Raw genomic sequence first — 19500 nt, 5'->3', positions numbered from 1 at the left:
GCGCTGGCCGAAAGCACTAGGCCTTGGCCATCATCTGGAAGGTGACGTTGCGATGAACCAGGTCATCGTAGGTGCCGCTGTCCACCACTCGCCCGGCCTCCAGCAGGTAGATGACGTCGCACTCCTTGACCGTGGTGAGGCGATGAGCGATCAGTACGATGGTCATGCGGCCGGCGAAGCGGTGAATATCGTTCATCACGCGTCGTTCGGTGATGCCGTCCAGGGCGCTGGTGGCCTCGTCGAGAATCAGCAGGGACGCCTGCTGATAGAGCGCCCGGGCGATACCAATGCGCTGGCGCTGTCCACCCGAAAACTGTACGCCCCGCTCGCCGATCCGCGTGTGGACGCCCTCAGGCAGCTTCGCCACCAGGTCGTCGAGCTGCGCCATCCTCAGTGCTTCGGTCACCCGTGCTTCATCGATCTGCTCGCGTTCGATGCCGAAGGCAACGTTCTCGAGGATGCTGGCATCAGAGAGAAAGATCTGCTGAGGCACGAAGCCGATGGCGGCCTGCCAGGCCCGGCGGTTGGATGCACTCAGGAGCGTGCCATCGATGCATACCTCGCCCTGCTGGGGCTCGACCAGGCCCAGCAGGATATCCACCGCGGTACTCTTGCCGCTGCCAGAGGCCCCCACCAGGCCGACGATGCGCCGGGCCGGGATGGTCAGGCTCAGCCCGTCAAGCGCGGCCTCCTGCTTGCCCGGGTAATGAAACACCACGTCTTGCATGATCACCGAGTGCCTGGGCACCAGGGGGGGCATGGCGCCGGGAGACCCTGGTGCTTCATTCTGTTCTTGCGCTTTCCGTGTCTGTGATTGCTGTGCCCTTTCTTGCGAAGACCGTTCGTGCCCTTGCGAAGCCGGGGCCTGACTCTCGAACAGGTCGTCGCGGATCGCCTCGAAAGCCGCCAGGTTGCCGCGGATATGCGACACCGCAGCGTAGATGCGCTGGAACGCGGGCAACATCTTGAGGCCGGCCAGCGCATAGATGGAGAGGGCCGGCAGGATGGCTCCCAGGTTGCCCTGGTAGTGGCTGAGCAGGTAGAGCACCAGCAATATCACCGACGAGAAAGCCACCAGCTCGATGGCATAGCGGGGCGATTCGCTGAGCCCCTGGGTGACGCCCTGCCCACGGGCGACGCTGCGGCTGGCCCTGTCGAAGCGCGTGGTGAAGCTCGACTGGCGATGGAGCAGCAGCAGGTCCTTGATACCCCCGAACCCTTCCGTCATCAGCTTGAAGCGCTCGGCCTGGGCCCGCGAGACCCGACGCCCGCAGCGAATCAGGAAGCGCCGCACGGTCTTGTAGAGCAGCAGGTAGGCCACGCTGAAGATCAGCGCCCCACCAATCGCCACGACAGGGTTGTAGAGGAAGATCGCCAGGGTCATCAGGATGATCAACACCAGCCGGGCATTGAGCTGCATCAGAGGATTGATGATGCGCTGCGTCGTCCGCTGTACCTCCTGAGAAACCTTGTTGACCAGGACGCTGGAGTTCTCCCCGGCGTGAAACAGCCATGGCTGATAAAGGTAGTGACGAAACAGCCGACTGGAGAGCTCCGCCCCCACCTGGTGGCTGTAGAGGGACAGCCGCCAGGTGGTGTAGATCGAGATGCTGGCCGCGAGCACCAGCACCAGCAGCACCATGGCACCGAGCACGCTGAGAAAGGCCTCGGGCGATGAGAGCCCGCTGGCGGCATAGGCCCAAGCGATCCAGCCCTCGCCCTGCAGCCGGCCGATGTCGCCGACCACCGCCATGAAGGGGCCGATGGCCATCACGCTGGCGATCTCGGCCAGCGCCATGATGATGATCAGCCCCTGCAGGCGTAGCAGGCGCCGGCGCTGCCCAGGCGTCAGCAGCGAGTAGAGTTCACGCAGTTGGGTCAGCATGACGGGTCACCGATAGGCATAGAAATAACTTCCCTGATAGCCGTAGCGGCCGGTGGCCGTGTGCTCGATGCCGTTCAGGATGGTGCCCTTCAGCCTCACCCCACTCTGCTCGAGGCGACGCTTGGCGGCCCGCACTTCCTTGAGCGAATTCCGCCCGAAGCGCACCACCATCAGGCTGGTCCCGCACATCTTGCCAACCACCGCGGCATCAGTGACCGCGAGGACTGGCGGCGTGTCCAGGATCACCAGGTCATAGCGCTCATTCATGGCCTCCAGAAACTCGTGGAAGCGACGCTGCATCAGCAGTTCCGAGGGATTGGGCGGTACGTGCCCGCGTGAGACGTAGTCCAGGCCCGGGATGTCGCTGTTGCGGATCGCGTCGTCGAAGGCGAGTCGCTGGCCGATCAGGTCGGAGAGCCCGCCCTCGCTGCTGGCCTGGAAGACGTGATGGAGATGGCCACGGCGCATGTCGGCGTCGATCAGCAGGACCCGCTGGCCGGCCTGGGCGCATACCGCGGCGAGGTTCGCCGAGACGAAACTCTTGCCCACCTCGGGGCTCGCTCCGGCGATCATCAGGCGCTTGTCGTTGGCCTCGAGCATGGCGAAATGCAGGCTGGTACGCAGGGCGCGCAGCGACTCCACGGCGATCTCGCCGGGCTCGCTCTCGGCCAGCAGGCCCCGGAAGATGTTCTGCCCCTGGCGCGCATGCTTCGAGCGAATGCGGCGCGCCAGCCGATTCTGCTCGACGGAAGCCGGCACCACGGCATAGACCGGCATGCCAAGCTCCTCGAGCTGGTCGGGACTCTCGACCGCTCGACTCAGCACCAGCCGCAACACCACCACCATGATCGCCAGCAGGGCCCCGAGCAGCGCGCTGGACAGACTGACCAGCCCCGCCTTGGGTGCGATGGTGCCGGGCTGCAGCACCGCCGGGTCGAGAATGCGCACGTTGCCCACGGTCCCGGCCTTGAGCAGGCGCATCTCCTGGCGCTGGTTGAGCAGCTGCACATAGATCTGCCGATTCACCTCGGTGTCGCGGGTCAGCCGCAGCACCTCCTGCTGCGTCTCGGGCAGCAGGTTCACCTTGGCCTCGAGTTCGTCCCGCTGCGCGGTCAGCTGGGCCCGCTGGCGCAGCAGCGCCTGGTAGTTAGGGTGGCTGGGGCGAAAGCGCTCGGCCAGGTCGGCCTCGGTCAGCGCCAGGGTCGAGAGCTGGTTCTCCACCGCCACCAGGCTGTCCAGCAGGTTGCGGGTTTCGAAATCCAGGTCCACCGAGTCGCGCTCGGCCCGATAGTTGTTGAGGCTGTTCTCCGCCTCGATCAGCGAGGCGTTGATCTGCGGGATCTGCGCGTCGAGGAAGGCGATCTGCTGGGACGCTTCCTCCGACTGGCGCTGCACGTTCTGGGTCAGGAAGACCCCGGTGATGGTGTCGAGAATCCGGTCCACCTGATCGCGGTCCGACCCGTTCAGGGTCAGCTGGAAGACCCCGGACATCTCGCCTCGCGGAATGATCTCGAAGCGCCGCTGCAGCCGATCGATGGCCTGGAGCCGGGAGATACGCCGGATGCCGAACTCGGCGCCAGGGTGCGCTTCCAGGCGCGCCACGAAGAGCCGATAGCCGGACTCGTCCTGCAGTGTCTCCCCTACCCTGCCGGCCAGCAGTCGACTCCCGTCATGCCACAGCTCGAAGCTGTCGGATCCCGTCACCTTCAGACGATGCGCCTCGCCGAGCCGTGCCTCGGGCACCACGAAACGGCCCAGCTCCAGCGTCTCGCCGGCCCAGACAAACTGGCTGCCGAACCCACCCCGGGCCTCGCCGACCCAGCCCACGAGCGTGTCGGGCAGGTACTCGAGCAGCTGGTCCGGCGTCAGCCGGTCGAACCAGGCGTGAGACAAGCCGTGGTTGACGAGGAAATCACCAAGGATCGGGAAACGCCGCGGCGTCACCTCGATGGCCAGATCGAGACGCTCCACCGTATCGCCCATGACCAGGCGCGACTGCAGAATCTCCATCTCCGCCGTGGTCGGATTGCCCATCGGCGTCTCGACCCCCAGCGGGGTGAGCACGCCCAGGGCCGTTCCGCGGTTCTCGATCTGGATCAGCGCATCTGCCTGGTAGACGTTGGGCTGCGAGGCGGCATAGAAGTACCCACCGAACAGGAAGACGAACGCCGACAGGAGGATCCACCACTTGTGGTCGAGTAGCGACGAGACCAGCTTGCCAAGGCTGATGTCGGAGGACTCCGACCGGGGCGCCTGGCCGGCCCCGGGATGGCTCGAAAAGACCGTCATGGTAGTGGCCACTCCTCAGAGGTTGCCGATGTCATCGGCGCTCTGCGCCACGTCACCCGGCAGCGTCACCGAGGGCAGCAGCAGGCTGATCACGTTGTTCCAGCGCGCCAGGGGGGCTGAGGTCACGTAGACCACATCCTGTGGCTGGAGGGGAAAGCGGGTGCCGAGCATCAGGCGGGTGGCGTCACGGATATCCAGCTGATAGACGGTCGCCATCTTGGCGCTCTCCGGGGGATTGCCCCGCACCACGAAGATGCCGGAGGGTTCGGCCCGGCTCTCGTTGACCCCGCCGGCACGAGCCAGCGCATCGGTGAGCGTGACGCGCTCGTTGCCCAGCGGGATGGCGCCAGGCTTGCGGACCTGCCCGAGCACCACCGCGTTCTGGTTCTCGGCGCTGGGCACGTGCAGCAGGTCGCCGTCGCGCAGCAGGCGGTTCTGGGTCAGGTCACCGTTACGCAGCATCGCGTAGAGCGAGAGCTGCTCCTCACGACCGTTGCGAACGAGGGTCAGGTTGTGCCAATCGGCCGCCGCGGTGGCGCCGCCCGCCTCGCTGATCGCGTCCAGCACGGTCATCGGCTGGATGGTGATGGGCAGCGTGCCCGGATTGGCCACCTCCCCACTCACGTAGGCCTTCTGGGAGAGGAAGGCCGCCATGCCCACTTCGACCTGGGGATCGGTGATCACCCGCGAGAGGCGACGCGTGATCAGGCTGCGGACCTCTTCCAGGGTCATGCCTTCCACCCGCACCCGGCCGACGTAGGGATAGAACAGCGTGCCGTCCGGGCGCACGCGATTACCGGTCTCCGAGGCCGCCCGCTCGCCGCCGGCGGGAATGGTCAACTCGGGATGGTCGTAGACGATCACGCTGAGGATGTCTCCCGGGCCAACGCGATAGTCGTAGTGCTCGATGGCCTGACGCAGCTCACTCGGCGTCGGTCGCGAGAGCGGCTCCTCGGCCGGCAGCCTAGCGATCAGCGCCGGGGTAATCGGGCGAACATCGACACGCGCATCGAGCGACGACTCGAGATCGTCCTTGTCGATATGCCCACCCGGCGCCATGGCGCAACCCGACAGCATCAGCACCGCCAGCATCGCAAGCAGGCCGCCCCCGACTTGCCAGGGAACGCGGTGCCCTGCCCTGGGAGCCTCGTCTTGTGCGTGTACCGCATGCATGATCATGGCGTCATCCCCGCTGTTGTTATGTCAGGCCACGCTACCGCCCCGAGGATGTCGTCTGGCATCGCTCCGAAACCTGGGGACGTTGGAGGGGCAGCTACTCGATCGCTGCCTCCTTTCTGTTGGCTGCCCGGCCCCCGATACGCGACTGGCCGCGCATAGAGATACAGTCCAATAACAATTCCGGCCGAACAGATAACGTAAGCTTACAAAGTTGCGGATTCGCCACATTGGGATTTTCCTGCCTCGCCACGGGTGATAAGTGGCCTACGCGAATGTCCGGAAGGATGGGGAAAGGATCAGCAAGGCGGGCGTGAATGAACCAGCTTCACGCCTCATTCGGGAGACTGATCACGCACCAGATCGTCCTCATACGCTGGAGGCGGGGCTCGAGGGAAAGTGCTGTGGCGAGCGAGGCTTAGACGAGGCGCTTGGGGAGGGGCTTCGACCTGGGAGTTTGGAGATAGAACTGGGGAGATTGAGGTATGGAGATAAAAGGAAGGAGAGAAGGCAACGGCGGGTGAGGCATGGCAGGGAGCTAGCCTTGGTGACATACCTAGCGAGCTCGCTGGTGGGAAGGCCGTGAAGGGATGAGACTCCCATGACGCCACACGGGATGCGCGCCAGCCAGGTCAGGCATGTCGCAGACTTGGCATATCACAGAAAAGGTACAGAGAAGAGTCACGACATTGTCAGGCTTCGACGGCGGCACTGGAGAGGTTCTCGCCGCCGTCGAGGCCTGGAGAGTGCGCGAAAGCGCCAGGTTTACAATGTTGGCACCTAGCGCAGCGAATCACCCCGTCCCACGGCGAAATAGAGCAGCCCGGCCGCCTTCACCGCCTCCGGCTCGAAGAGATTGCGCCCATCGACGACCACCGGCATGGCCAGCTGCTGTTTCAGCCAGGTGAAGTCCAGGGTGCGGAACTCTTTCCACTCGGTGCAGATCACCAGGGCATCGGCGCCCTTCACCGCCTGGATGCGATCGCCCACCAGCACCAGGTCGTCGCGCTCGCCGTAGAGCCGGCGGCACTCTCGCATGGCCTCCGGGTCGTAGGCCTGCACCCTGGCACCGGCGTCCCACAGCGATTCCATCAGGGTGCGGCTCGGGGCGTCACGCATGTCATCGGTGTTGGGCTTGAAAGAAAGGCCCCACAGCGCAATGGTCTTGCCGGCCAGGTCGCCATCGAAGGCGTGGCGGAGCTTGGCAAACAGCGTCTGCTTCTGGCGCTGATTGACCGACTCGACGGCGGTGAGCAGCTCCGCCCGATAGTCCACATCGGCCGCGGTGCGCGCCAGGGCCTGCACGTCCTTGGGGAAGCAGGAACCGCCATAGCCGCAGCCCGGATAGATGAACTGGTAGCCGATGCGCGGATCGGAACCGATCCCGCGGCGCACCTGCTCCACGTCGGCGCCCAGCCGCTCGGCCAGGTTGGCGATCTCGTTCATGAAGCTGATCTTGGTCGCCAGCATGGCGTTGGCGGCGTACTTGGTCAGCTCGGCGGCCCGCACGTCCATGAACATCAGCTTTTCCTGCTGGCGGATGTAGGGGGCGTAGCACTCGCGCATCAGCCCCTTGACCCGATCAGACTCGGTGCCGACGACGATCCGGGCACCGTAGGTGAAGTCCTCGATGGCCGCCCCCTCCTTGAGGAACTCAGGGTTGGAGCAGACATCGAAGTCGAGCTGCTCGCCCCGGGCCTCGAGGGTCTTCGCCACCGTCTCACGCACGCGATCGGCGGTGCCGACCGGCACCGTCGACTTGTCGACGATCACCTTGTACTCGTTCATGTGGCGGCCGATGGTCTCCGCCACCGCCAGCACGTACTTGAGGTCGGCGCTGCCGTCTTCATCGGGGGGCGTGCCCACGGCGATGAACTGCAGGGTCCCGAAGGCCACCGCCTGGGCCGGATCGGTGGTGAAGCGCAGCCGCCCCGCCGCGACATTGGCCTGCACCATGGGCTCGAGCCCGGGCTCGTAGATGGGGATCTCGCCGCCCTCGAGTCGGGCGATCTTGTCGGCGTCGACGTCCATGCACAGCACATCGTGGCCCACGTCGGCCAGGCAGGTACCGGTCACCAGACCCACGTACCCCGTTCCAAAAATGGTGATCTTCATTCCCTGTCTCCTGATCTGCCCCGGTGGTCTGCTCTAACCGGTAGAAGCTGTCGTCGCCATATAAAAGGTGTCGTGCGAGCAAGGCCGGCCTTTGGGAGCGATGCTTGGATCGCGATGAAGGCCGATTGCGGCCAGCGGTCTACACCCCGTAGAACCCGCGGTACCACGCCACGAACTGCCTCACGCCCTCTTCCACGCTGACCTCGGGGCGATACCCCGTCGCCTTATAGAGCGCTTCGGTATCGGCCCAGGTGCGCGGCACGTCGCCCGGCTGCATGGGCTGGAAGTCACAGATCGCCTCGCGACCGGTGGCGGCCTCCACCGCCCGGATAAAGTCCATCAGCGGCACCGGGCTGCCATGGCCGATATTGTAGAGCGCATAGGGCGCGCTGGATGCATCCGGGCCGGAGTCACTGGCCCGCCAGTGCGGATCGGGCTGGGGGGCGCGGTCAAGCACCCGCACGACCCCTTCGACGATATCGTCGATGTAGGTGAAATCGCGTTCCATATCGCCGTGGTTGTAGACCGGGATCGGCTCGCCCGCCAGCACGGCGCGGGTGAACTTGAACATCGCCATGTCGGGCCGACTCCAGGGCCCGTAGACGGTAAAGAAGCGCAGACCGGTGGTCGGCAGCCCGTAGAGGTGGGAATAGGTGTGAGCCATCAGCTCGTTGGCCTTCTTGGTGGCTGCATAAAGGCTGATGGGATGGTCCACGGCATCCGCGGTGGCGAAAGGCACGTGCTCGTTCATACCATAGACCGAGCTCGAAGAGGCATAGACCAGATGCTCCACGCCGGCGTGTCGACATCCCTCGAGCACGTTCAGATGCCCGACCAGGTTGCTGTCGGCATAGACATGGGGGTTCTCCAGGGAGTAGCGCACGCCGGCTTGTGCCGCCAGGTGAATCACCCGATCGAAGCGGTGCTCGGTAAACAGCGCGGCCATGCTCTCCCGGTCGGCCAAGTCGAGCCGGACAAACCGCACGTCCTCGCAGCCGGCCAGATCATCGAGGCGGGCCTGCTTGAGCGACACATCGTAGTAGTCGTTAAGGTTGTCGATACCGACGATCTCGTGACCCTTTCCGGCCAGCCGCTTGGCCACGGCATGGCCGATGAAACCGGCCATGCCGGTAATTAAGAGCTTCATGGTGATTCCTTGCGTTGCGCTGGGAGAATTGTAACGCAATCCCCTGATGGCCGCGTCCCCGCCACTTGTCAGAAACATTGTGATAGCCTTGCGCAGATTTTTTTAGCCGCGAGATCCCCATGGCCCATCAACGCTTCGCCTTCGTCATCGAGGACCTCTACGGCGGTGGCGCCCAGAAATCGCTGCTCTACACGGCGGATCAGCTGCGCCAGCGCGGCCACGACGTCATCGTCTTCACTCTGCGTGAGCGCATCGAGCACCGTCTGCCGGAAGGCCTCGAGATCGAGAACCTCGGGGTGGTCACCGCCTTCACCAAGGCCACCACCACGATGCTCACCGAAAAGTGGCAGGCCTCGCGCATCGCCCGCGCCCTTAAGGCCTGGCGCCCCGACGTGGTGATCTCCTGCTCCTGCGACAAGATCACCCGCCACCTGACGCATCCCAACCTCTACTTCTGGGTGAAGTCCGACGTGTCGGCCAAGTTCAGCGATCCCCGACAGCGCGAGCGCGCCTTCGCAAAGGTACGCCGTTTCTACGGCGGCCGGCAGGTCATCGCCGTCTCGCAAGGCGTGAAGGAGAACCTGGAAAACGTGGTGGGCCTCGAGGCCGAGCGGATCATCCCGATCTACAACCCCTACGAGCGCGAGCCCTTCGTGGCGATGGCGACAGAGCCCGCCGCGCTGCCCGAGGGCGAGTTTTTCCTCTGCGTAGCGGCCCTGGAGCCTCGCAAGCGACACGACCGCCTGCTGCGCGCCTATGCCGAGAGCGGCGTCGCCACACCACTGGTGATCATGGGCAAGGGCAAGCCGGAGCACGAAGCCGCGATCCGCGAGCAGATCATCGAGCTCGGCCTGCGCGATCGCGTGACGCTCGCCGGTTATCATCACAATCCCTATCCCTGGATCGCCCGGGCCAAGGCGATGATCCTCGCCTCCGATGCCGAGGGGCTGCCCCGCGTGCTCATCGAGGCCCTGCTGCTGCACACTCCGGTGATCAGCGTGGACTGCCCCAGCGGCCCAAGGGAGATCCTTACCCAGGAGCTGGCCGATTTCCTGGTCGCCCCCGACAACGAACAGGGCCTGGCCGATGCGATCACGCGCATGGACCAGGCCCCGGTCGAGATCGAGGAGCGACACTATCGGCAGTTCCTCAAGGAAAGCGTGCTGCCCCAGTTCGAGGCGCTGTGATCTACAAAGGCATCATCGGGACATGACGTGAAACTGCTGGATATCCCCTTCAATGACAGGCGCCGTCGTTACCTGGTCGTTCACCCGAACGGCCTGCCGAATCGACTCGCACTCTCCAGCACCACGACCACCCAGGCCTTCGAGGCCGTGGGCAGCAGTCGCTTCTACGTCTCGCAGGACCGGCGGATCCTCGCCAAGGTGGTGCCGGACAAGTTCGCCCGGCGCCATACCCCGTTCAAGTGGCTGCTGAGGGATTACCTGGAGAAGCGCTGGCTGGGTCAGTCTGACGCCCGCAAGGAGTATCTCAGCCTGCAGGTCCTGCGTCGTGCTGGCCTCGCCACGCCCCACTGCCACGGCTGGGGAGTATCGCTCAATCCCGGCAACCGCAACGGCTCGCTGTTGTTGATGGAGCACGTGCAGCACGCCCGGCCCGGCGGCGAGGTCTTCGATGAGCGGGACGAACCCGGCCGTCTCGCCTTCCTGGAGCGGTTCTGTCAGGAGGTCGCCCGGCTCGCCCGCGCCGGGTACGTGCACCGCGACCTGCACTACAACAACCTGCTGATCGACGAGCACGACGAGATTCTCTGGATCGATGCTCACGTGCGCCGGTTGCCAACGAAAAGCGCCGACCAATGGCCGGCGCTACAACGTTCGTTGACGGTGAACAAGCTCAGGGGCGAAGCTTATCGAAACCGAGTCGAGCGACGACTCAAGGTGCTGTGGCACCATGACCACCAACACGACTCAACGTTAATTGGCAGGTAAACTCAACCATGCAAGACTCGCAGCCCAGCGTGGCCATCATCATTCCCTGCTTCAATCGCTGGCCCCATATTCGGGAGGCTATCGAGTCGGTGCTTGCCCAGACGTGGCCGAACACTCAGTGCATTGTCGTAGATGATGCCTCCACAGACGACAGCTTCGCCCGCCTCAAAGAGCAGTACGAAACACACCTCAAAGTCACGATCCATCAGCTAGAAAGCAACCAGGGACAATCAGCGGCCAGAAATCGCGGCGTCGCACTCAGTAATGCCGATTACATAGGTTTCTTGGACTCCGACGATCTTCTCGTGGACACAGCTGTAGCCAGCAGAGTACAGCTGGCAATGGAGTATCCCGACTTCGAAGGCATCATTTTCGGTGACAAGATCGACGAAACAACGAACCTGTCTCTACTTCCTGCTAAGCCACATGCAGACAGCCTGTCACTCGCTGAATATATCGACAACATGGGTTGGCTGCACACCAACAGCTTTCTGATGAAGCGAAAAGCTTTTCTCGAACTCAAGGGATTCAACGAAACGCTTCGAAAAAAGGAAGACGTAGAATTTTTCCTTCGAGCGTTGGCACTCCATGGCGCCCACTATGCCAGCGGAGCGTGTTGTATGGTGCGTGACATGGATACTCAGCGCGCCCGCCATGATCACAAGCGAATAATTCAACAGGGTGAGCGATTCATCCAGGCTATCCAAGAAAACTCATTGCTGTGCAATGGCCTCTCTCAGAATCAACTAAAAACACTCATTGAATCTGATACCAAATCGGTTCTTCAGTCGCTTTACCGCACGAGGCAGGGAAAAGAGTTCCGCGAGCTAACGCGCTCAGCTATAGCCAGTGGAAAAGTTAAACCTAACGCTCGATTACTGAAACGCTATTTCCTATCATTCACAAAATGAACATTATTTTTCTACCACACCTTTTTGCGTGAGAAATTCAATGCTAGGAAAAAAGAAGTCGTCTTCTTGAAAGGAAATATCATGAGGGCTATCACGTAGACGACTCATGTCACGATCGTTAAAATCGCGCAACGAGGAAGGGAAGTCTAAACCTACCGAAGCATAATAGTCTTTATATTTTATCAATGACTCTTCTTGAGGAGCGACAAGAGTAGCGGGCCTTCCCAAAGCATGAGCAAAAACAATGCCATGCAGAGAAGAGCTGAACACATGCTCAGCCTGCAAAATTTTCCGGCAAACGCTTGAAGGATGATCATCGATATCAATCAAACGAACATGTTTCGTACAGCTTTTATAGCGGGCACGCTCCTTGTAATGAGGAATGAAGGCAACGTTACCTGGCTCAGGTTGAATGGAATTATCGAGATACATGAACCTGACGAGCAGTCCAGGATCGAGAAGGAAGCGTACTCTCGACATGTCATACCCCTTACAAAGAAGCTCATCGTAAGATATGGGCCCACGAACTCCTAATATTGTCACATTGTCACGCTTGGGAAGGTCACCTGCTTTACCCTGAGAACCTATACCACAGAGCACATCCCCATCCTGTACTCTATGGGAAATGGAGCCAATCAGCAGCAGCCTGTTACCCTCACCATCAACATTGAGAGGCGTTAACCCGTACTTATACTTGACAATATCCCTTACAAGAATATCACCAGCATTTCCAGTGACGAAATATTTATGATCATCTCGAAATATCAACCTTCTGACATTACGCTTTCTTTTCGACACGATCCGGTGATGCCAATAATATGTTCTTAACATCATAAAAACGTCCTTGTAGATATTGTAGAACTAATTTTTTGTTCTGTTAGGAAAGACTGCGCCACCGTCTCGGGCTGGAAGTCATCCAGCCAACTCTCCTTGATGGGCGGCTTCTTGCCATGCACGGCCGTGCGGATGCCTTCGGCCAGGCTCTTATTGTCGTGTGGCACCACACAGCTCGCCAGCTCCCCCTTGAGGATCTCACGAATGCCACCAGGGCAGTCCACGCTGAGTACCGGTGTGCCGCAGGCCAGCGCCTCGAACAGCACGATGCCCATGCCCTCGAAACGCGAGCTGAGCACGAAGAGGCGAGCATGGTGCATCCAGGGATAGGGATTGGTGCGTTGACCGGCGAAGATCACCTTCTCAGCAATGCCAAGCTCTTGTGACAGGGCCTCGAGCCGCTCTCGTTCCTGACCCTCGCCGACCAACACCAGAGGGTAATCCACCCCGGACGCCGCATAAGCCCGCAGCAGCAGCTCCTGGTCCTTGGCAGGCACCAGACGCGCCACGTTGACGATGTAGGGCCTTTCAGGAAGATCGGGCACGGACTCGACCATCTGTCGACGGATGCTGGCGATAGGACAGGGGTTGGGAATGACGTTCAGTGAAGCCAGCTCGAAGTGCCAGACTCGCATGGCCTTACGCACGCTCTCGGCCACCCCACCCGAGACCGTAACCAGGTGTCGCCCCTGATAGAGACAGCGTGCGAAAAGCCTGCGTCGCCAATTGGTGCCATGCACATGCAGGATGTTCTCCAGCACGTAGCGTGCCCGGTCGTCCCGGAAGGTCCACACCAACTCGAAGGTGCCGATCCCACGAAAGACGATACGGTCCACCCGGCCATGGCGACGCTCGAAGGCCTTGAGCCAGAGCCAAAAGACCATCCCCCCCATGATGCCGGTGCCTAGAAACAGGGAGCGCTTGATAAAGGGATTCAGAAGCAGCCGCGCAAGTAGTTCCAGCACCAGCCCCACTCCAGTCAGCCGGCTCCACCAGCGCAGGGCCAGACGATGCTGCTGCACCTTCGGATGCTCCGGAGTCAGCGGCCTATCAACCTGGCGCAGGCTGAGGAGATGACTCTCGTGACCGGCCTCGGCGAAGGCATCGGCCAGGTTCACGGCGACACGTTCCATGCCCCCCATCTTGAGCGAACGTACGACTACCAGGGTACGCATCAGTTTGGCCTGCCCGGGAAAGAAACGACCGGCCTGCCGGTCAGCGACTGCCAGCGCCAGATATGGGTGACGAGCCCTCCGACGACGAGATTGTGCACATAGACACCGGTGCCGAAGGAGTTGTAGGACTCGAATTGATTGACGACCACCCAGTAGACGAAGAAGGCGGCGCCGAACAGGGCAACATCGCTGGGCATCGTCCCCCCACGCCAGGCGCGCCATGTTCCCATGCCAACCCAGACGGCCAAGGCTGCGATCAGCAGCACGCCCAGAAGGCCATACGCCACCCATACCTCGATGAGGAAGTTATGCAGGTGTCCAAACTCTTGCTTGACGAAGTCAGGCAGCCAAGGGGTGTGGTCGATCACTAGCCCGCGCCCCTCGCCGCCCCAGCCAACTAGGGGGCGCTGCGCAACCCACTCACTGGCCGCCACCCAGGTATGAATACGGATGCCGATACTGGTATAGGGTACCGCCTCGAAATCTCCCCGCACGACCTGGCCGATAACCTCGGACTCGTTGGTGACGCGCTCGAGGATGAGATCCTTGAAGGTCACTCCCACCACCGCCGACAAGGCCACCGCGACAGCCAAGGCGATCACCAGCGGCCTGACCAGCCGACGAGCGGCGCCCTGTCTGCAGCGCCACGCGCCGACGATGCCCGCCGTCATCAGGAAGGACAGCAGGGTGCCCAGCCAGACGGCACGCGTTTGCCCGATGAAGACGCCCGTCACGCACAACCCGAACACCGCCAGCCAGATCAGCGCTCGCCAACCCACCACGCTGCCGCTCGGCATCACAAAGCGCCGTGCGAAAACGACCACCCCGATCAGTGCCACGCCGAACAGCATGGCGCCGTGCTGAAGGTTGCGTACCCCGAAGCCGACGCGCTGACCGCCAAGCCCACGCAGCCACTCCTGGACGCCATCGCCCAGGGTAAAGGACGCCACCAGATAACCCGACAGTGCCAGCCCCCACAGCAGGAGCGTGTTTCGCGTGCTTCCCCCGAGCCACCAGGCGACGGAGATGAAGATAAACAGCTTGGCCAGGCGATCCAGCTCCGGGTTGCTGGCCACCCACTGGGGATGATGCAGATAGCCGAGCCCCCAGGAAAGGGTCTGGACGAGCAGCGCCGCGAGCAGCAACCAGAGTGAAGCGGAGCGACGGATGCCGCGACCGTAGATCAGCACCGCCGCCAACCCCAACACCGCCATGAGAGTACCGGCGGTTTCCCCTATCTCTCCCCACGCCATGCGTAAGGCGGCATAAGCCAAGAGCGCCGCCACCCCCAGCCACCGCATGGCTCGAGGACAACTCCAGCAGTCCGCTGCCTCCCACAGGCTTCGCCGAGCCGACTCATTCATGCATGCACGTCTCATGTTTCATCATCATTATCCCGTGACGCCTTTCGATGCATTGGATCGAGCACTGCCGGTGGCTCGATAGATCCAATCGCTGCAGGCTCACACCATTCGGCGGTGCGAATCGCCCGTTTTCATGGCATTTACATCCAGGGTGGGCGATCTCGGCTTCCAGCTACCACGCTGTCGAGCGAACCAGGGACAGCCGGTGAACCTGGACTCACGCAACAGACGCCACAAACGGTGCGCCGGGCAACGAGCCTTGCACCAGTGTCTGGCACACTAACGCTCCAGCGAACTACTGTGCCTCGTGTATCGCCTGCAACACGTAGCCGAATTTTTGAGCCGGCATTGTACGTGACTCCCCACCCCGGCTCCATTCCTCCGAAACGTCCACCTGGATGACATATCGGGGTTTGGCGAGCAGAGACGCGCGGAAACATCCACCTGGGCAATGAGGCCAGCGGCAGGAGGTCGGCAACCAGGAACCGCAGGAGCGCCACGCTTCGTGCAAACCCGGCGGCGGCAATGCAAGAACGCAGACCGTGCCTACACACCCTGCGGGGTCAGGCGAGTCGCCCAGGCCTCACACGCTTCCCTCAGCAGCCGGTGCACCTCGTCGAACACGGCAGGGGCTTGCCGATAGGGATCAGGAATCTCTGGACCTCGTCCCGAGTCCAGCCAGCGCCCCAGCAGCAGGGTCTTGCCCAGGGCCTCGGGAACGAGGTCGGCAACGGCCTGACGCTGCCCCTCGCTCATCACCAGCACGATATCCGCCTGTCGCAGCATCTCGGCGGTGAGTTGGCGGGCGCGATGTCCGGCGACCTCCAGACCGTCGGCTTCGGCCAGAGCCCGAGCGGTCGGCTCGACACCGTGACCGATCAGAGCGCCAAGACCGGCGGATTCCACCCTGAGGTGCGGCAGATCCCGCGCGAGTATCGCCGCAGCGACCGGGCTACGGCAGATATTGCCGGTACAGACGACGAGAAGGTGCTGAAACATGCTCGGTTTCCTTCATGGCGGGAGAGCGCCGTTGTGTTCACGACGTGTGAATGGTGCATCACTCGTGGCTGCCGCCCACGTCGAGGTACCGAACCGACGACTTCCCATCACCGTCGCGCCCGATTGGCCTCCCTGCCGACGCTCTCATGCCCCGTGTAGGCCGTTAGGCACAAGAGAGAGCTCACCGCAGCCCACCCACTCACTATCGGCGCTCGGGGTCGCTACCCAGGGCCTCGATCAGCGCCAGCTCCCAACGCGGGTCGCGCTGCCCGCAGGCGATGAAGTCGGGATTGAGCAGACTCTCCCGCCGATTGTAGCGCAGCGGCTCGAGCGTCTCGGCCTCCAGCACCTGGCCGCCGGCGGCGGTGACAATGGCCTGGGCCGCGGCGGTGTCCCACTCACAGGTCGGTGCCAGGCGAGGATAGAGATCGGCCTTACCCTCGGCGATCCGGCAGAACTTCAGCGAACTGCCGATCGCCAGCATGCCGTGGGCCGGCAGCGCCCGGCAGAAGGTCGCCAAGGCCAAGGCACCGTCGCGGCGACTGCCCACTACCTGCCAGGGCGAACGGTCAGGATCAGGCAAGGAGCGCACTCGGATCGGGCATTCGCGACGGCCATCGCCAGTCGATCCTCGCTCACGACGAAAGGCGCCCTGCCCGACCTGCCCCCACCAGGTCACCGCGCCGTCGGGTAGCGCAGGAGCATGCACGATGCCGAACACCGACACGCCGTGCTCGACCAGAGCCAGGTTCAAGGTGAACTCGCCGTTACCCGCGATAAACTCGCGGGTGCCGTCAAGGGGGTCGACCAGCCAGTAACGCGACCAGCCTCGGCGTGTGTCGAGAGGAATCTCGCCGGACTCCTCGGAAAGCACCGGAACGCCCGGAGTCTCACCCTCGACTAGCGCCAGAAGGGCATGGTGGGCGGCAAGATCGGCCTCGGTGAGCGGGCTCTCGTCCGCCTTTTTCTCGACGGCAAAGCCCCGGCGGTAGATCGCCATCACCTCATGGCCCGCGGCCTCTACCCCGGCGATCAACCGATCGATGGTCTCGCGATCCAGCCTCTGATCCAGCTCCATCACCGACCTCCGGCCAGCGCACGCGAAAAGCAGTTACAGAAGGAAGGCGCCACCCTCACCGACAAGGGCGCCGTTGATGTCGAAGGGGTGAACGGCTCACCGCATGCTCGACATGACGAGGTCGACTCGCCAGCCAGAGAGCGTTCACAGAGACTACGGCACCTCCCGCCAGTTAATGACGCCGCCCCCCAGAGTGTCGCCGCCTTGGATCGACTCGAGCGACTCCCAGGCCTCACTGCTGTAGGCAAAACGAATATTACCACCCAGCACCAGATCGGATGAACGCCCCGCATCCGACTCTGCCGGCTTCTCGTCGCCCAGGCTCGGCGCCTTCGGCTTGAGCATCACCATGCCGCCATAGAGATCATAGGTGCCATTGGCCAGGTCCACGCGGCCGCCCTCCTCGACGAGGATGATCCCCTCATGATGGGCCGTGCCGTTGACCGACAGCACCGCGCCATCACGCACGACCAGAATACCGCTGGTCGCGGTGCCACCATTGAATTTCACGTTGCCGTCGACATAGATGACGCCACGTTCATCACGGGACGCCATGCCCATCTCCTGTTTCTTGGTATTCGAGTCATAGGTATTGCCGCTGTCAGGCCGCGGCAGCGAAGCCAGCAGCAACTCCCAGGGCTCCCGCTTGTCGGCGTACTCGCCGAGCACCTGCGCCTCATCCTGGTCGGCCTTGTCGCTCTCGCTGCTCAACCACTCATCGTTGTAGAGCCGCATCTCGTCGATGGATGGGGCGCCGGCAGGCGCGGTGGTCTTGCACCCTTTGCGGCCGCCGTTGCCCTTGCATTGGAACACCTCGGGCAGCGGATGATCTTCTCCGTCGATATGGTTACCGGTGCTGGCCGTGCAGTCCCCGCCGAAGCAGGTAAACACCGCCTCCAGCGGCGGCAAGCCGAGCGGTGCCTCCACGCGCACCAGCACGGTGCGGGAAATCGGGTTCTCCCCCGCCCCGGCGTATCCCACGGCGACCATGTAGGTTCCCTTGCCCAGCGCCTCCAACGAGTAGCGCTCCTTCAAGTGGACCTCTTTGGCATAGCCCAGCCGGTAGCTGGCGGGCAGCGAGGAGATCTCGCCGTCGTATTCCCAGGTGACGTCATCGGCTGGGATAGTATTTGGCGGCGAGGCATCGAGCCAGTCCAGCGCCGCGTTCTCCGCCGCCATCCTCGCCAGGGTGCCGAGGCGCTGATTGCCGGCGATGCGCTCATCCAGCAGGGCAGACTGAAACATGGATACGCCGATCATGGAGCCCATGGCCATCAGGGTCAGCACGATCATCAGGGCCATGCCGTCCTGGCGCCCGGCGTTAGGCATCATCATGGTCATCGACGGTCATTCCTCTGCGTTCACGGCCTGGCGCAAGGCCAGCTGGCGGCTGGTGATACTGAAGGAGAGCGTCCGCTGGGGCAGCTGGGCGGTCTCGGCGAGGGTCAGCGCAAGCGATACGCCATGGCGCTCGCCACTCTCGGTCCAGGTCGGGGTGAAGGCTTCGAGGCCGTTCATCACCACGCTGGCGTCGGCACTGCAGTCGGGCCGCACCTCGAGTGCGCCTCCCCCTCCTGCCTCGGCCAGACGGTAGGTCAGTTCCAGCGAAGTCTGGGGAGCGCCGCAGTAAGCGGCGCCTTGATCGCCGTTCAGCGTCAGCGTCAGCGCCCCACCATCGATCTCGATGGCCTCGGCGGTGCGCACGTCGCGCAGCAGCTGCTGGGCAACGAAACCCGCTTCCGCCTGGCGAGCCGAGATGGCGGACGCCTGCGAAAAGGTCTGGCGCATGTCGACGAATATCTGGGTGGCGCCGGCCACGACGAGCAGCCCGAGCGTCATGGCGACCATCAGCTCCACAAGGGTCGCGCCGCGCTGACGACGGAACAAGACGCCAGCCCTATCCACCGCTCGGCATCCCGATCACGTAGTCCAACGAGGCGACCTCCTCCTGAATACGCTCCTGCTCGCCCTCGGCATTCCGGCGAACGGTGACGAAGCGCTCGTCCTGCCAGCGCACCTCTAGGGAAATATTGCAGGCCGCCTTGTCGGCCCAGGACCAGCCGGACCGATTCGCCAGGTCGGGCAGCTCACGCGTCCAGTCGTCCAGCCAGGCGCGATAGCGCTCATCGATCGCCGCGTCGTCGGGGCACGCCAACCCGCTCTGCTGACCCACCCAGAACCACAGGCGCTCGCCAAAATCCTCGGCCGCCAGCGTGGCCTGGCTGCGCTGCTTGGCGACCTGAGCCCCTTGCAGCGACTTGAGCTGCAGGCCGGCCATGCCCAGCACGCCCAGCGACAGCACCAGCAGCGCCACCAGCACTTCGACCAGCGAAAACCCACCCAAGCGCGTCACAGGTCCACTCCCATGAATAAACCACGAACATTCAAATACAGCGATTTATGATTTACAATCCGAAACACTCTAGCATGCCCCCATCGGCTCGAACCAGCCGTACCATCGACCGCCAAGCGCTCCGATCGCCCTCCAGGGCGAGCATGGCGTCGACGCAGGATCGAAGACTCGAAGAATCAAGCGATTATCAGCAGACAAAGAGCGTGACACCGTGTAACAGGG

General features: G+C 63.0%; 16 protein-coding genes. 3 read left to right on the top strand and 13 right to left on the bottom strand.

Translation table 11 applies throughout. The features are described 5' to 3' along the window. Positions 1–16 precede the first annotated feature (16 nt). The 5 genes from ACGTNG_RS06315 to ACGTNG_RS06295 all read right to left on the bottom strand — a co-directional run bounded on the left by ACGTNG_RS06315 (position 17) and on the right by ACGTNG_RS06295 (position 8612). A complete protein-coding gene (locus ACGTNG_RS06315) occupies positions 17–1885 on the bottom strand; it encodes an ABC transporter ATP-binding protein (protein ID WP_394576150.1) in 1869 nt (622 codons plus the stop codon). Between the two features lie 6 nt (positions 1886–1891). Then, positions 1892–4174: a polysaccharide biosynthesis tyrosine autokinase gene (locus tag ACGTNG_RS06310; RefSeq protein ID WP_394576149.1), complete on the bottom strand. Its 2283-nt coding sequence runs from the start codon at positions 4172–4174 to the stop codon at positions 1892–1894. Between the two features lie 15 nt (positions 4175–4189). After that, positions 4190–5266, bottom strand: coding sequence for a polysaccharide export protein (locus ACGTNG_RS06305; RefSeq protein WP_507161321.1), 1077 nt, complete (start codon positions 5264–5266; stop codon positions 4190–4192). A gap of 864 nt (positions 5267–6130) precedes the next feature. After that, complete coding sequence (locus ACGTNG_RS06300; protein ID WP_394576147.1) at positions 6131–7465, bottom strand: UDP-glucose dehydrogenase family protein; 1335 nt, start codon at positions 7463–7465, stop codon at positions 6131–6133. 139 nt (positions 7466–7604) lie between these two features. Then, complete coding sequence (locus ACGTNG_RS06295) at positions 7605–8612, bottom strand: NAD-dependent epimerase (protein WP_394576146.1); 1008 nt, start codon at positions 8610–8612, stop codon at positions 7605–7607. Positions 8613–8731: 119 nt separating this feature from the next. Here ACGTNG_RS06295 and ACGTNG_RS06290 point away from each other — a divergent pair, with 119 nt between their 5' ends. From ACGTNG_RS06290 to ACGTNG_RS06280, 3 genes are read left to right on the top strand one after another with little or no spacing between them, the layout of a single operon-like run. Next, positions 8732–9799 carry a glycosyltransferase gene (locus ACGTNG_RS06290; protein ID WP_394576145.1) on the top strand — a complete coding sequence of 356 codons (1068 nt, stop codon included), beginning with the start codon at positions 8732–8734 and terminating at the stop codon, positions 9797–9799. A 27-nt stretch (positions 9800–9826) separates the two neighbouring features. After that, a complete protein-coding gene (locus tag ACGTNG_RS06285; RefSeq protein ID WP_394576143.1) occupies positions 9827–10564 on the top strand; it encodes a lipopolysaccharide kinase InaA family protein in 738 nt (245 codons plus the stop codon). Between the two features lie 8 nt (positions 10565–10572). Beyond that, positions 10573–11475, top strand: a complete 903-nt coding sequence (locus ACGTNG_RS06280) for a glycosyltransferase family 2 protein (RefSeq protein ID WP_394576142.1) — start codon at positions 10573–10575, stop codon at positions 11473–11475. 3 nt (positions 11476–11478) lie between these two features. Here ACGTNG_RS06280 and ACGTNG_RS06275 read toward each other — a convergent pair whose 3' ends face one another. The 8 genes from ACGTNG_RS06275 to pilV all read right to left on the bottom strand — a co-directional run bounded on the left by ACGTNG_RS06275 (position 11479) and on the right by pilV (position 19278). After that, positions 11479–12309: a polysaccharide pyruvyl transferase family protein gene (locus ACGTNG_RS06275; protein ID WP_394576141.1), complete on the bottom strand. Its 831-nt coding sequence runs from the start codon at positions 12307–12309 to the stop codon at positions 11479–11481. Next, positions 12306–13442, bottom strand: coding sequence for a glycosyltransferase (locus tag ACGTNG_RS06270; protein ID WP_394576140.1), 1137 nt, complete (start codon positions 13440–13442; stop codon positions 12306–12308). Before ACGTNG_RS06270 ends, ACGTNG_RS06275 begins: the two co-directional genes overlap by 4 nt. A gap of 41 nt (positions 13443–13483) precedes the next feature. Next, complete coding sequence (locus tag ACGTNG_RS06265; protein WP_394576139.1) at positions 13484–14758, bottom strand: O-antigen ligase family protein; 1275 nt, start codon at positions 14756–14758, stop codon at positions 13484–13486. Positions 14759–15394: 636 nt separating this feature from the next. Next, positions 15395–15847 carry a low molecular weight protein-tyrosine-phosphatase gene (locus tag ACGTNG_RS06260; RefSeq protein ID WP_394576138.1) on the bottom strand — a complete coding sequence of 151 codons (453 nt, stop codon included), beginning with the start codon at positions 15845–15847 and terminating at the stop codon, positions 15395–15397. 202 nt (positions 15848–16049) lie between these two features. Further along, a complete protein-coding gene (gene cysQ, locus ACGTNG_RS06255) occupies positions 16050–16925 on the bottom strand; it encodes a 3'(2'),5'-bisphosphate nucleotidase CysQ (RefSeq protein ID WP_394576137.1) in 876 nt (291 codons plus the stop codon). 153 nt (positions 16926–17078) lie between these two features. Further along, a complete protein-coding gene (locus ACGTNG_RS06250; RefSeq protein WP_394576136.1) occupies positions 17079–18266 on the bottom strand; it encodes a pilus assembly PilX family protein in 1188 nt (395 codons plus the stop codon). Positions 18267–18272: 6 nt separating this feature from the next. Then, a complete protein-coding gene (locus ACGTNG_RS06245; protein ID WP_394576135.1) occupies positions 18273–18812 on the bottom strand; it encodes a PilW family protein in 540 nt (179 codons plus the stop codon). Positions 18813–18822: 10 nt separating this feature from the next. Further along, positions 18823–19278: a type IV pilus modification protein PilV gene (gene pilV, locus ACGTNG_RS06240; protein WP_394576134.1), complete on the bottom strand. Its 456-nt coding sequence runs from the start codon at positions 19276–19278 to the stop codon at positions 18823–18825. Between the last annotated feature and the right edge of the window lie 222 nt (positions 19279–19500).

The organism is Halomonas sp. B23F22_3 (assembly GCF_043496965.1).
Classification (GTDB): domain Bacteria; phylum Pseudomonadota; class Gammaproteobacteria; order Pseudomonadales; family Halomonadaceae; genus Halomonas.
This window is presented reverse-complemented; position numbering and strand designations above follow the sequence as displayed.